At 63.0% G+C, this 12,970-nt stretch carries 12 protein-coding genes and 3 pseudogenes; 10 read left to right on the top strand and 5 right to left on the bottom strand.

Going from position 1 to position 12,970, the window contains the following annotated elements; translation table 11 throughout:
• A pseudogene (locus ACVWW3_RS20460) lies at nt 1-772 on the bottom strand (L,D-transpeptidase).
• Nucleotides 773-1,087: 315 nt separating this feature from the next.
• Between ACVWW3_RS20460 and ACVWW3_RS20455 the strand changes: the two are divergent.
• A complete protein-coding gene (locus ACVWW3_RS20455; RefSeq protein WP_247347869.1) occupies nt 1,088-1,411 on the top strand; it encodes a hypothetical protein in 324 nt (107 codons plus the stop codon).
• Nucleotides 1,412-1,457: 46 nt separating this feature from the next.
• Here ACVWW3_RS20455 and ACVWW3_RS20450 read toward each other — a convergent pair whose 3' ends face one another.
• Nucleotides 1,458-2,219 (bottom strand): ABC transporter permease, encoded by a 762-nt coding sequence (locus ACVWW3_RS20450; protein ID WP_247347682.1) that lies wholly within the window; start codon nt 2,217-2,219, stop codon nt 1,458-1,460.
• Complete coding sequence (locus ACVWW3_RS20445; protein WP_247347679.1) at nt 2,216-3,139, bottom strand: ABC transporter ATP-binding protein; 924 nt, start codon at nt 3,137-3,139, stop codon at nt 2,216-2,218. The genes ACVWW3_RS20450 and ACVWW3_RS20445 overlap by 4 nt, the downstream gene beginning before the upstream one ends.
• Nucleotides 3,140-3,428: 289 nt before the next feature.
• On the opposite strand from ACVWW3_RS20445, the gene ACVWW3_RS20440 reads away from it, so the two are divergent.
• The 7 genes and pseudogenes from ACVWW3_RS20440 to ACVWW3_RS20410 form a co-directional block, all read left to right on the top strand.
• Nucleotides 3,429-4,145, top strand: a complete 717-nt coding sequence (locus ACVWW3_RS20440) for a hypothetical protein (RefSeq protein ID WP_247347676.1) — start codon at nt 3,429-3,431, stop codon at nt 4,143-4,145.
• 310 nt (nt 4,146-4,455) lie between these two features.
• A complete protein-coding gene (locus tag ACVWW3_RS20435; RefSeq protein WP_247442485.1) occupies nt 4,456-4,716 on the top strand; it encodes a hypothetical protein in 261 nt (86 codons plus the stop codon).
• Between the two features lie 351 nt (nt 4,717-5,067).
• Nucleotides 5,068-5,553, top strand: coding sequence for a hypothetical protein (locus ACVWW3_RS20430; protein ID WP_354049346.1), 486 nt, complete (start codon nt 5,068-5,070; stop codon nt 5,551-5,553).
• A 91-nt stretch (nt 5,554-5,644) separates the two neighbouring features.
• Nucleotides 5,645-6,568: a formylglycine-generating enzyme family protein gene (locus ACVWW3_RS20425; RefSeq protein ID WP_354104771.1), complete on the top strand. Its 924-nt coding sequence runs from the start codon at nt 5,645-5,647 to the stop codon at nt 6,566-6,568.
• A gap of 33 nt (nt 6,569-6,601) precedes the next feature.
• Nucleotides 6,602-8,449, top strand: coding sequence for an arylsulfatase (locus tag ACVWW3_RS20420; protein WP_456648862.1), 1,848 nt, complete (start codon nt 6,602-6,604; stop codon nt 8,447-8,449).
• A gap of 84 nt (nt 8,450-8,533) precedes the next feature.
• Nucleotides 8,534-8,762, top strand: a pseudogene (locus tag ACVWW3_RS20415) (haloacid dehalogenase-like hydrolase); the annotation flags it as partial.
• 21 nt (nt 8,763-8,783) lie between these two features.
• Nucleotides 8,784-8,909 (top strand): annotated as a pseudogene (locus tag ACVWW3_RS20410) (efflux transporter periplasmic adaptor subunit); the annotation flags it as partial.
• Here ACVWW3_RS20410 and ACVWW3_RS20405 read toward each other — a convergent pair.
• Entirely contained in the window at nt 8,906-10,084 is a 1,179-nt protein-coding gene (locus ACVWW3_RS20405; RefSeq protein ID WP_456648863.1) for a cytochrome P450, read from the bottom strand. The pseudogene ACVWW3_RS20410 and the gene ACVWW3_RS20405 sit on opposite strands and share 4 nt — an antisense overlap.
• 16 nt (nt 10,085-10,100) lie before the next feature.
• Entirely contained in the window at nt 10,101-11,312 is a 1,212-nt protein-coding gene (locus ACVWW3_RS20400; RefSeq protein ID WP_456648864.1) for an ABC transporter substrate-binding protein, read from the bottom strand.
• A gap of 117 nt (nt 11,313-11,429) precedes the next feature.
• Here ACVWW3_RS20400 and ACVWW3_RS20395 point away from each other — a divergent pair, with 117 nt between their 5' ends.
• Nucleotides 11,430-11,894 (top strand): MarR family winged helix-turn-helix transcriptional regulator, encoded by a 465-nt coding sequence (locus ACVWW3_RS20395; RefSeq protein ID WP_354104626.1) that lies wholly within the window; start codon nt 11,430-11,432, stop codon nt 11,892-11,894.
• A gap of 142 nt (nt 11,895-12,036) precedes the next feature.
• Nucleotides 12,037-12,969 (top strand): LysM peptidoglycan-binding domain-containing protein, encoded by a 933-nt coding sequence (locus ACVWW3_RS20390; RefSeq protein WP_456648865.1) that lies wholly within the window; start codon nt 12,037-12,039, stop codon nt 12,967-12,969.
• Nucleotide 12,970 lies beyond the last annotated feature (1 nt).

Raw genomic sequence — 12,970 nt, 5'->3', positions numbered from 1 at the left:
TCAGTTCTGGTAGTAATAGCCGCGCGGCTGATAAACCTGCCGGGGCTGCGGCTGGTAGTAGTTGCCCTGCTGGCCGTTGCCCTGATTGTAGTATTGCTGCGGCTGTTGCTGATAGACCTGCGCGTCGCTCCTCGCGCGCGGCGCGGGATAGCGCGCGCCGTTGTCGCTGCCGTCGGCGGGATAGATGTAGTTGTCGTCCTGCGGCATGTAGCGGCGGGCGGGTGCGGCCGGCGGCGTCAGGTTCACGGGATCGCCTGATGTGGCGTACTGCTCTTCGGCGGGCTGCGGTGCGCGGGCCACCGCTGTGGGGTTGCGGCCGCGCGGATTGCGCGCGAGCGCCACCTGCGCCGATCCTGTCAGCGTCACCGTGGTGTTAAGCACGCCCTGCTGCTGCACCAGCGCGTAGAGCGTCGTGGCATTCTGGCGCGACAGCCGTACGCAGCCGTGGGAGGCGGGCGAGCCGAGCCGGCCGACTGAGTCCGTGCCGTGGATGGCATGCCCGACCTTGGTGAAGAAGATCGCGTGCGGCATCGGCGCGTCGTCGAATTCCTTGGAGTAGTGATCCTCTTCCATGCGGAAGGTGCGGAACGCGCCGTTTGGCGTCTCGCGCGAGGGGATGCCTGTCGACACCGGCCAGTGATAGCGGGCGACGCCGTCGACGGCGACGGTCATCTGCTGATTGTTCCTTGTCGATGGTGATCTCGACCTTGGCTTGCGCGGTGCCCGCGGTCAAAAGCATCAGCGAGGTGAAAACAATAAAAAGCGAACGCATCTGACTTCTGGCCTCCGGCCTGTTCACGCTAGGCGCCGCGGCTCTCCGTCCCCGGCGTGCACTATGCCTGCAATCCGGCTTTCGTTCCAGCGGCCTGCCTCGCCCATCGTTAACGGGACGCCCGGCGTAAGCAAGGCCGCTTTGTGCCGCAAAGCCAGCGGCGGTGCTGACATTTTCGCGAGCGGGGATGCGTTCACAACGCCGACAATTCGTCACAATGGCGCAACCATTTGGCCGCTCCGTGCGTTGACTGTGGCCACGCTCGACTGGCGGCGCCCGCCGCCGTTACCCTTTATATTTTCCTTGGGATTGAAGATGAACAAAGCCCGCATCGCCGCCGCGTCATTGCCGGCGGGTCTGCCCCTCCGCCTGCTGCTCGCAGCCGCCGCCATCCTCCTCGCGCTATTGTCGCTGCCGCAAGCTGGCCACGCCCAGGGTATCGTGCGCGGCGCCCAGGAAGGCTCCTATGAAGGCAATCGTATTGCCGGCCCGGTGGGCGGTGCAGTCGGAGGCGTCGTCGGCGCCGGTGTCGGCGGTGCCGTTGGCGCGGTCGAGGGTGTGTTCGGCATTCCACATCGCGGCCATCGACGCTGCCGCGGCTATTACGACGGGTACCACCGCTTCCACTGCTATCGGTAGCCGCTGGCGATTCCGGGGCGCGCGCGCCCCGGAATGACGGCCAGGGTCAATTCTTCAACCGATACCCCGTCCGGAAAATCCACCAGATCAGGACCAGGCAGATCATCAGGAACGCCGTCGTCATGCCGACGCTGACGGACACGCTGACATCGGCGATCTCGTAAAAGCTCCAGCGGAAGCCAGAGATCAGATAAACGACCGGATTGAGCAGCGCCACCGTGCGCCAGGCGGACGGCAGCATGTCGATGGAATAGAAGCTGCCGCCGAGGAAGGTCAGCGGCGTCACCACCAGCATCGGGATCATCTGCAGCTTTTCGAAGCCGTCGGCCCAGATGCCGATGATGAAACCGAACAGGCTGAACGTCACCGCCGTCAGCACCAGGAATGCCAGCATCCAGACCGGATGATGGATGTGCAGCGGCACGAACAGGCCGGCCGTGGCGAGGATGATCAGGCCGAGGATGATCGACTTGGTCGCGGCCGCGCCGACATAGCCGAGCACGATCTCGAAATAGGAGATCGGCGCCGACAGGATCTCGTAGATCGTGCCGGTGAATTTCGGGAAGTAGATGCCGAACGAGGCGTTGGCGATGCTCTGCGTCAGCACCGAGAGCATGATCAGGCCCGGCACGATGAAGGTGCCGTAGCTGACGCCCTCGACCTGGCTGATGCGCGAGCCGATCGCGGCGCCGAACACCACGAAATACAGCGAGGTCGAGACCACCGGCGAGACGATGCTTTGCAGCAGCGTGCGCCAGGTGCGCGCCATTTCGAACAGATAGATGGCGCGGACAGCCCGGTAGTTCATGACGCCCTCACGAGGTCGACGAAGATGTCCTCGAGCGACGATTGGGTCGTGTCGAGATCGTTGAAGCGGATGCCGGCGGTGCGGAGGTCGCCGAGCAGGCTGGTGATGCCGGTACGCTCGCCCTTGGTGTCGTAGTCGTAGACCAGCGTCGCGCCGCCATCGCAGAGGTCGAGCTCGTAATGGCCAAGGCTCTCCGGCAGCGCATCGAGCTTGCCTTGCAGATGCAGCGTCAGCCGCTTCTTGCCGAGCTTCTGCATCAAGGTGGCCTTGTCCTCGACCAGTACGATCTCACCCTTATTGATGACGCCGATGCGGTCAGCCATCTCCTCGGCTTCCTCGATGTAATGCGTGGTCAGGATGATGGTGACGCCGGATTGCTGAAGCGTGCGCACCACTTCCCACATGCCCTTGCGCAGCTCGACGTCGACGCCGGCGGTGGGCTCGTCCAGGAACAGGATCTGCGGCTCGTGCGACAGCGCTTTCGCGATCATCACGCGGCGCTTCATACCGCCGGAGAGCGTGATGATCTTGCTGTCCTTCTTGTCCCACAGCGAGAGGTCCTTCAGCACCTTCTCGATATGCGCAGGATTCTTCGGCTTGCCGAACAGGCCGCGGGAGAAGCTCACGGTCGCCCAGACGCTCTCGAAGGCGTCGGTATGCAATTCCTGCGGCACCAGCCCGATCAGCGAGCGCGCCTTGCGATAGGAGGTCTGGATGTTCTCGCCGCCGACCAGAACCTTGCCTTCGCTCGGATTGGCGATGCCGCAGATGATCGAGATCAGCGTGGTCTTGCCGGCGCCGTTGGGGCCGAGCAATGCGAAGATTTCGCCGGGCTTGATGTCGAGATTGACGTTGTTGAGCGCCTTGAAGCCGGACCCATAGGTCTTCGACAAATTGGCGACGGAAATGATGGAGGACATGATGGCCGCAAGTCTGAGGGGCTGAATGCTGGGGAGGGGAGGCTGGAACCAGCCGGGAAGGGGCGGGTCAGCGGAGCCCTCAGATAGGAATGCCCTTGCCCGGCTGCAATTGCCGAGAGAAAAATGGCCTCAAAGCAGGCCCTTCCGTGGCAGGTTTCGGGCAAGTGTTGCGCGATGGTCACGACTTGCTGCTAAGATCGCCGTTCACGCGGCTCTTTGTTGCGTCTGCGAGCAGGCCATGGCTACGATTCCGGCCAATCGCGAAGCGTATTCCCCGGGGAAAAGATCGATGAGACCGAACGGCCGTCACACCGCCGGCACCAGCCAGTTGTCCGCTCTCCGTGTGTGGGCGATGAGCCTGCTCCTGCTGTCAGCTGTTGCCATGAGCCCGACCACCGCCCACGCGGCTCCGAGCCAGTCCGCGGCCGCGACCACGCATGTCTACCTGCTCCGCGGCGTGCTCAACATCTTCTCGCTCGGGCTCGATACGATCGGCGCCCGGCTCCAGGCCCAGGGCATCCCGGTGACCGTCTCGAATTTTGTGTCCTGGTCCTCGCTCGCGGATGAAGCCGCCATCGCCTACAAGGCCGGGCGGCTCAAGACCATCGTGCTGGTCGGGCACTCCTCCGGCGCGACCGCGCTGCCGGACATGATCGCCAAGCTCAACCGTCTTGGCGTTCCCGTGAAGCTCGCGATCGGGCTCGACTCCGTGTTCAAGACCAAGCTCTCGACCGGCGCGGAGCGTTACATCAACATCTACATCGGCGACGGCCCCGGCGAACCGGTGAAGCGCGCGGACGGTTTCCGCGGCAAGCTCGACAATGTCGACGTCCGCGGGTCCGGCGTCGGCCACATCTCGATCGACAAGAACGAGGCGATCCAGCGCCGCGTGATTGCCGAGATCGACGCCGCAATCATGCACTCGCGCGCACCTGCTCCGGTTGCCGAGCCCGGCAGGCCCAGGCCGGCACGGTCGGCGGCGGCAATGGCTCCGGCCAGGAACTAGCTGGATCGCTGTTTTGGATAGCGGAGCGAACGTCACACAATCGCCTTCGCTGAAAGGCCACCGGCCCGACGAAAACGAGATGACCGCAAACGACGCGCTTCCTTCGTACCTGCCGTGATGCTCGTCGCGTGCGGGTGTGGGTGAGTTGACTGCGCATGTGTCCGCGGTCGATTTGCACGATGTTTCTCTGAGAGCCGCGGACCGCGTTCTCGAGCTGTTCGAAGCTTTCGAGGCTCCGAACTTGTATCGGTGTGAACTGTGCCCCATCGGTTCTGTCCGATCTCAGAACCTTGCCTTGAGGGCTTTCCTCGTGGAGGCGGATGAAACCGAGGTGTCGATGGCGAGCGGCAACGACACCGTGAAGAAAGCCCGCCGTTCCCTCCAGATGGTTGACGACGTCGAACTCGCGATAGACCTTGAGCCGCGTCGAGACCGGCAGCTTGCCGATTTCAAACGTGTAGCCAATGGCGCCGCCGAGCGCGACCACACGTCCCTTGAACGAGCCGAGGACCGCGGCCCGCTGAGATATTTGTACTGCCCACTCCGGCGCCGTTCGAGCGCGATCCCATAGGTAGGCGCCGATGCCGCCTTCGGCCGCGTTGGCCGGTGCATCGTTCAGGCAAAGCAGCGCGCCGACCGCAAGTGCGGCGGTAACACGATGTCGCATTTGCCTACCTCGATTCCCCAAGGCGCAATGCATGATCGCAAATCGGAGTCCGGTTATTTCTATGCGACATTCCGACGCGACAACGACATCTCAATTTTAGAGCGAGTGCTAAAAAATGGCACAAATCGTACATCACATGCGCGCGGACTTCTGTTACGCTGAAAACCCATGGCAATCCAAAAGAAGTCGGGAAAGGATACTGGCCAATACGCGCGGTGGTTCAACTTAAGACTGAAATATGGAAGGGCGTCTGAAATGCGATCGGTCGTAAGAAGTCTTGTAAAAATAACGGTAATCCGCCGTTCGAGCGTAGCAATCGCTCTTGGCCTGACGGTCCTTGCGGTCACCGGGCCGACGGCCTCCGCCATCAATGCCGGCCCAGCCGGTGTGCTGGGATACCAGATCAAGCAGGAGAGTTCTCTCATCGACGTCGTTGTGCGTCGCGGTGGCGGCGCGGTGCGCCGGACCACCGTCGTAGGGCCGCGCGGCGGCGTGGCAAGCCGCACCGTGGTGCGCCGGGGCGCCGTAGTGCGTCCGGGCTATGCCGGTGGCGGCGTACGCTGGGCACGGCCCGGTCGGTACTATTGGCCCAGGGGCGGAGCCATCGCTGCCGGCGCTGCGATCGGCTTTGTAACCGCCGCTACGGCCGCTGCTTGGGCGGGCGCTGCTCCCGCTCCAGGCATGTGCTGGTACTACACGGACCCATCGCGCACGCAGGGCTTCTGGGATTACTGCCGGTAGCGGGCCATCGTCTGGAGCCGGTGCCATGACGTTGCTGCGTACCGAGATCGGGCTGAACGAACGACCGTTGCAGGATAGCCGGACCAATGAGATGGTCCGGATTCCCGGCGGCACGTTCCGTATGGGATCGAACCATCATTATCCCGAAGAGGCGCCGGTCCACCGCGTGACGGTGGATGGCTTCTGGATCGACCGCACACCGGTGACGAACCTCCAGTTCAAGGAATTCATCAGGACGACTGGCCACCGGACGTTTGCCGAGATTCCACCCGACCCGAAGGATTATCGCGGCGCGCTGCCGCACATGCTCTACGCCGGCTCGCTGGTGTTCTCGCCGCCGCCACGGGTGGCTAGTTTGCGCGACTGGAGCCAGTGGTGGGATTTCATGAAAGGCGCCGACTGGCGCCACCCCTATGGGCCGAAGAGCAACATCAATGTGCTCGATCACCATCCGGTCGTGCATGTGTCGTTCTCCGACGCGCTCGCCTACGCGCAATGGGCGGGCAAGGATCTGCCGACCGAGGCCGAATGGGAATTTTGCGCGCGTGGCGGTCTCGACGGCGCCGAGTTTGCCTGGGGTGACGAATTTCTGCCCGGCGGCGCACATATGGCCAACACCTGGCAGGGTGAATTTCCCGGACAGAACCTCAACGCCGACGGCTACGAGCGTACCTCGCCGGTGACGGCTTTTCCGTCGAACGGTTACGGTGTCCACGACATGATCGGCAACGTCTGGGAATGGACGGCCGATTGGTATTCTCCGAAGCACGAGGCCGACGCGCCGAAGTCGTGTTGCATTCCGGAAAACCCGCGCGGCGGTCGCGAAGAGGCGAGCTTCGACCATAGCCAACCGAATATCAAAATTCCGCGCAAGGTGATCAAGGGCGGTTCGCATCTGTGCGCGCCAAACTATTGCCGCCGTTATCGCCCGGCGGCGCGGCATGCCGAGGCGATCGATACCTCCACCAGCCACCTCGGGTTCAGGTGCGTCGTCAGGAGCTCACCTACCTGTTGATTTTTGACGTCGTGCAACCAGCGGAGAGTTGAAATGTCCAGCGAAGGTAAGAATAAAAACCATAGCGAAGGCGTCACCGACGATACCGGCAGCCGTGCCGTCAATCGTCGCAATATCCTGCTTGGAACATCCACCCTGGTGGCAGCGGCGGCGCTGACTTCCAGTGCCTTGGCGCAAGCCCAGAAAGCCGCGCCGGCCGCGGCCGCTCCGGCACCGGCGCCTGCTGCGCCGGCGTCCGGCCGCAAACCCAATATTCTGGTGATCTGGGGCGACGATGTCGGTGTCGCGAACATCAGCGCCTATTCGAATGGCCTGATGGGCTACGAGACGCCGAGCATCGATCGTATCGGCCGTGAGGGGATCAAGTTTCTCCATTACTATGGCGAGCAGTCATGCACGGCGGGTCGCGCCGCCTTTCTGACCGGCCAGCATGGCATCCGCAGCGGACTGACCAAGGTCGGCTTTCCCGGTGCCCCGATGGGCATGAGCCAGCTCGATCCCTCGATCGGCGGGCTCTTGAAGAACCTCGGCTATGTAACCGGGCAGTTCGGCAAGAACCACGTCGGCGATCGCAACGAGTCGCTGCCGACCGTGAACGGCTTCGACGAGTTTTTCGGCAATCTCTACCATCTCAACGCCGAGGAAGAGCCGGAACTGCCGGACTATCCGAAGGAACCGTCCTACCTCGCCAAGTTTGGCCCGCGGGGCGTTCTAAAATGCAAGGCGACCGACCGCGACGATCCCACCGTCGATCCGCGCTTCGGCAAGATCGGCAAGCAGACCATCGAAGATACCGGAGCGCTCACCAAGAAGCGCATGGAAACGATCGACGACGAAACCTCGGCCGCAGCGATCGATTTCATCAATCGGCAGAAAACGGCAGGCAAGCCGTTTTTCTGCTGGTTCAATGCAACGCGCATGCATCTTCGCACGCATGTGCGCACCGATCACCGGGGCCGCTACACCCACGGCGACAGCGAGTACATCGACGGCATGCTGGAGCACGACGACACCGTGGGTAGCTTGCTCAAGGCGCTGGACGACATGGGGCTCGCGAACGACACCATCGTCGTCTATTCGAGCGACAACGGCCCCCACATGAACTCGTGGCCGGACGGTGCCATGACCTGGTTCCGTTCGGAGAAGAACACCAATTGGGAGGGTGCCTTCCGGGTGCCATGTCTGGTCCGCTGGCCCGGCGTGATCAAGCCCGCCACGGTTACCAACGAGTTGATGAGCCACAACGACTGGATTCCCACGCTTTGCGCGGCCGCCGGCGAGCCCGATATCGTCAACAAACTCAAGGCCGGTTACACCGCCAACGGCGTCAATTACAAAGTGCACCTCGACGGGTTCGACCAGACCGCTTTCCTGCGCGGTGTCAGCGGTACCGCCGGAAACAACAACGGGACCAAGAGCGCGCGCGACAAGTTCTTCTATGCGGACGACGACGGCCTGCTGGTGGCGCTGCGCAAGGGCGACTACAAGTACGTCTACGCCGAACAGCGATCTCCGGGCACTATGCAGGTGTGGGCGGAACCGTTCACCAAACTGCGCCTGCAGAAGATTTTCAATCTGTTGCAGGATCCATTCGAACGCGCCGATATCACGTCCAACACCTTCTGGGACTGGCAGTTGAACCACGTCGGACAGGTCTATGGTGCCATGGACGACGTCGGCGCCTTTGTAATGACGTTCAAGGAGTTTCCGCCACGCTCGTTCCCGCCGAGTTTCGTGCCGGCAACGATCCTCGAGGAGCAACTCGACGACATCAAGGACAACAGGGCGAAGGCCGGTCAACGGGCGCAGAGCATCGACAAGATCCGCTCGGGCGTGAATCAGATGATCGAGCAGCAGCTTCAGCAGCGCGGGATCAAGTAAGCGACGCTGCATCGAATCCGGCTCGCCCACGGGCGGGCCGGATGACTTCGTTTTGCGCGGCCTCGAACTCGACAGGGCGATTCGATGTTTGCATTTCTCCGTGTTGGCGTCCGGCAAGCCTCGTTCGTGGCGTGGCTGGTCGTCGTCGCGGCCCCTCTCGCGCTCGCCCAGTCTGATCCGCTGCCGTCCCGGAACGACGGCGCGGTCAAAAGGTCCATTACCGATTTCGTCACGCGCGTCATGACGCAAGGCGGCGGCGACTTGTCCCGTCGAGCAGCGCATCGCGACTTTCGACAATGACGGCACGCTCTGGACCGCTCGACGAAGCGACTGCGCAGCACTGCCGGCCGGCAGCACCGGCGATGCGGCGATTTATACCGAACACGTTAAGCTGGCGCATATCATCCGCAAGGTGCTGCTGCGCCAGATTGCGATCACCAATTACGTCAATCCGTTCTAGGCGGCCGTCACCCGCACGGGCATACTCTCAAGCCCACGCAGGGAATTATTAAGTCTGCGCCTCGGCTCTGCCGTGAGCTCGATGGTCTTCACGCGCCTTGCGAGCTCGCTGAAGATCAATTCGCCCTCCAGACGTGCGATCATCTGGCCGACGCAGGCGTGGATGCCGGCGCCGAAACCGACATGCCCGGTCGCGAGCCGTTCGACGTCGAAGCGGTCGGGTCTGTCCCAGCGCGCGGGGTCGCGATTGGCGGAGGCCATCAACAGCAGCACCTTGCGGTGTGCGGGGATCACGCCGCCGCCGATCTCGACATCGCGCGAGGTGGTGCGAAAGAACGTCTGCACCGGCGAATCATAACGCAGCCCTTCCTCGAACGCGTTGCGGGCCAGCTCCGGTTTGTGGTGCAGCTTGCGATACTCGTCCGGGTGAGAGGCGAGTGCGAGCAGGGTATTGCCGATGCCGTTGACGGTGGTGTCGATCCCGGCGGTGAGGAACGGTCGCACCAGATGGGTTGCCTCGTACTCGCTGATCTCGCCGTCGTCAGCGGCCTGGTAGATCATCATGCCGAGCCCGTCCGGCCGCAACGCGTTTCGCGCGCAACATTCCATGATCCAGCTCTGCGCCGCGAGCCCCGCTTGTCGTGACGCTGCCAGCGTCTCGTTCTCCGGGCCAAAGCTGTCGAACACGAACGTGCTCCAGGCCAGCAGCTTGTCACGTCCGTCCGGCCGGATGCCGATCGCATCCGGAAACACCTTCATCGGGTAGGCTTCGGCGAGATCGGTGACGGCATCAAACGTGCCTCTGTCGATCAGCTCCGAAACCTTCTTCTCCGCCTCCTGCTGAAACGTTTCGCGCAGGCGCCGCGCAATCCCCGGGGACAGGGTGCGGCCGAGGACGCGGCGGCCCTTGTCGTGGTCGGGAGGATCGATCTGGAGCGTCAGCGGCTTTGGCAGGGCCGGGTTCATCCCGTTCAGCCCGACACCCTCGCCGCTGATGAACGTCTTCCAGTCCTTCAGGGCCGGCTCGACTTCGGCATAGCCTGCCATGGCCCACACGCCGTAGCGCTCCAATGCGAACGCGGGCCCGAGCGCGCGCAGCGCCTCATAGGCACGATAGGGGTTCATCAGGAAATCTGGCGCAAACGGGTCGGCCGGACTTGATGCAATGCCGCTCATGGTCAGCTCCCGCCCACTATTGCTTGGTCAGTGGACACTGGCCTTCGCTCTCGGGGCGGAACGCGTCCTCACCCTTGATGGTGGCGACGACCTTCAGCAGATCCCAGGTCGATGTCGATTCTTCCGGCGCCTTCACCTGGAGCAGGTAGAGCGGGTGGATCTTGCGGCCGTCCTTGCGGATGTACCCCTTGCCGAACAGCGGATCGTCGGTCGGAATCTCCTTCATCGCCGCCACCACCGCCTTGCCGTCCTTGGCACTGCCGACCTTGTCGACCGCCTTGAGATAGTGAATCACCGAGGCGTAGACGCCGGCCTGCATGTCGTTCGGATAGGCCTTCGACGGAATGCGTTCGGCGAACCGCTTGGCGAAAGCCCGCGTGCCGTCGTTCAGATCCCAGTAGAACGGATTCATGATCTGCGCGCCTTGCGCAAACTTCAGCCCGAGCGCGGGAAGGCCGTTCATGCCCAGGATCAATCCGACCAGCTTGTGGTCCTTGGTCAGACCGAACTCGGCGGCCTGCTTCATCGACGTGATGGTATCGTCACCGGCATTGGCGAAGCCGACGACGTTCGCACCCGACGCCTGCGCCTGGAGCAGGAACGAGGCGTAGTCGGCCGTTCCCAGCGGATGCCGGACGCTGCCGAGCACCTCGCCGCCGGATGCCTTGACGGCCTCCGCCGCCTGTTTCTCCAGATCATGACCGAAGGCGTAGTCGGCGGTGATGAAGAACCACTTCTTGCCGCCCTGCTGGACGACCGCCTTGCCGAGGCCGCGCCCGTAGGCATAGGTGTCGTAGGTCCAGTGCACGGTGTTCGGCGTGCATTTTTCGCCGGTCAGCAGCACCGTGCCAGCGCCCGATCCGACGAAGACCTTGTTCTTCTCGGCGCTCATGCCGGCCACCGCGAGCGCGATCGACGAGTTCGGGATGTCGAAGATCGCATCGACGCCGTCGTTCTCGTACCAGCGCCGCGCGATGCCGATCCCGATATCTGTCTTGTTCTGGTGATCCGCCGCAACGACCTCGACGGGCTTGCCGCCAGCCTTTCCGCCAAAATCCTCCACCGCCATTTTGGCAGCGACGACCGAGCCTATGCCTTGATAGCTCGCGAACGGCCCCGACTGGTCGTTCAGGATGCCGATCTTCACCGCGTCCTGAGCCAACGCAGGCGCCGCCGCAGCCAGCATCAAGGCCGAAATGCACAATTTATGCAGGAATTTGCTGTTCATTGTCTCCCTCCCGTGGGCGGTCTTGGTGCCGCTGAATAATAGTTATATTTTATATCTATTTTCGGGAGAGTCAATTCGGCGGATTTTTGGCCGCCGCGTTTCGAGGATCATGAGCCCGTGAAACCCGCAGGGAAGTCCGGTCAGCAGCCGGAGAAATCGTTGAATTTGCAGGTGCTCCAGCGCACACCGGGCTTCATGCTGCGGCTCGCGCAGCTGAAATTCTTCGAAGGCTTCTACGAAGAGTTCGCCGCATTGGGCGTGACGCCCGCGACCTACGCGATCTTCGCCGTCATTCGCGACAATCCCGGCGTCCCGCCGAGCAGTCTTGCAAGCCTGCTCCGGTTACGCCTGCCCAATTTGATCAAGATCCTGAACGAGCTCGAATCTTCGGGCTTCATCAAGCGCAATCGCTCGAAGTCGGATCGCCGTGCCGTCGAGCTCATGCTCACGCCGAAGGGCGCGAAGCTCATCCACGAGGCGACAAGGCTGACGGAGCCCTATAACCAGAAGATGCTAGCTCCGCTCAACGAGGCCGAGCAGCGCACCTTGCTCGAGTTGCTGAACCGGATTCTGCCGCTTTAAGCTCGCGGACGTCCCCCGGCAAGAGCGAGGCGCGTGGTCGAGTTTCCGCAGGGGCCGGTTCCGTGCCCCAAAATCCACCCAATCGGTGGTCACTAAGCCCCCGGGGGAGGCTGCTGCCTCCCGTGGTGGGACTGCTGGACTGATGATGGATTTGAGGCGACCAGTCGTGCTGGCAGCGGTTGCGCTGCTCGCCCTCAGCCACGGCATGGCCGTTGCCTCACCCGCCAAATCGAAGCCCATTGCGGCCGCACCCGCCGCGCCACCGCCCCCACCGTTCGAGCCATTGGCGCCGCCGAAAATCTACCTCTTTCGTGGCGCCATGGGGCCGTTCTTCTCCACCGGCATGGACCGGCTCGAAGAGAAGCTGACGCAGGCCGGCTTTTCGGCCAACGTCTATGAATTCACCATCTGCCGATGGATCGGTGACCGCGCTATCTCCAGCTACAAGGAGGCACCGGCGCCGATCGTGCTGATCGGGCATTCGATGGGGGGGCTGTGCTCGATCGTCATCTCCGAGATGGCGGCCAAGGAGAACGTCCCGATCAGCCTCGTCATCACCATCGATCCCGCGCATGCGACCGGCGACGTGCCGCTCAATGTCGAGCGCTTCATCAATATCTTCCTCTCCGACAGCGTGCTCGGCGGTGGCAACGTGGTGGCCGTGCCGGGCTATCGCGGTCATTATGCGAGCTACGACCTGAAGGAGAATTCGCGGGTCTCGCACATCAACATCGAGAAGTCCGACGACATCCATCGTCAGATCATCGAGATGGTCACGCAGTTGCCGCGGATCCCGCCCCAGACCCAAATCGATGCCGTGCCGCTGCGTTATCTCGTGCCGGCGAATACGCTGGTCGAATTGTGGGACAGCGGCGTGCGTCTACCGGTGCGCAGGGGCGACACCATGGAGAGCATCGCCGCAGCCAATCGCGTGCCGCTGTGGTCGCTCGCGCAGAGCAATTCGCTGGCGGAGAACGCACAGCTCACCCCCGGCCAGTCCATCATCGTCCCGCGCCATCTGGCGCCGCCCGCGCCGGCTGCGGCGATGGCAACTCCGCCTGCTGGGCGGAGGTAGA

This window comes from Bradyrhizobium sp. LM2.9, assembly GCF_054056555.1.
The sequence above is the reverse complement of the archived record's forward strand: the minus strand, read 5'-3'. Positions and strand labels throughout refer to the sequence as shown.

Bases quoted from the DNA above. Each gene is read 5' to 3' on its own strand.
- ACVWW3_RS20455 (WP_247347869.1), top strand. From the start codon at position 1,088: ATGAACAAAGCCCGCATCGCCGCCGCGTCATTGCCGGCGGGTCTGCCC.
- ACVWW3_RS20450 (WP_247347682.1), bottom strand. From the start codon at position 2,219: ATGAACTACCGGGCTGTCCGCGCCATCTATCTGTTCGAAATGGCGCGC.
- ACVWW3_RS20445 (WP_247347679.1), bottom strand. From the start codon at position 3,139: ATGTCCTCCATCATTTCCGTCGCCAATTTGTCGAAGACCTATGGGTCC.
- ACVWW3_RS20440 (WP_247347676.1), top strand. From the start codon at position 3,429: ATGAGACCGAACGGCCGTCACACCGCCGGCACCAGCCAGTTGTCCGCT.
- ACVWW3_RS20430 (WP_354049346.1), top strand. From the start codon at position 5,068: ATGCGATCGGTCGTAAGAAGTCTTGTAAAAATAACGGTAATCCGCCGT.
- ACVWW3_RS20425 (WP_354104771.1), top strand. From the start codon at position 5,645: ATGGTCCGGATTCCCGGCGGCACGTTCCGTATGGGATCGAACCATCAT.
- ACVWW3_RS20420 (WP_456648862.1), top strand. From the start codon at position 6,602: ATGTCCAGCGAAGGTAAGAATAAAAACCATAGCGAAGGCGTCACCGAC.
- ACVWW3_RS20405 (WP_456648863.1), bottom strand. From the start codon at position 10,084: ATGAGCGGCATTGCATCAAGTCCGGCCGACCCGTTTGCGCCAGATTTC.
- ACVWW3_RS20400 (WP_456648864.1), bottom strand. From the start codon at position 11,312: ATGAACAGCAAATTCCTGCATAAATTGTGCATTTCGGCCTTGATGCTG.
- ACVWW3_RS20390 (WP_456648865.1), top strand. From the start codon at position 12,037: ATGATGGATTTGAGGCGACCAGTCGTGCTGGCAGCGGTTGCGCTGCTC.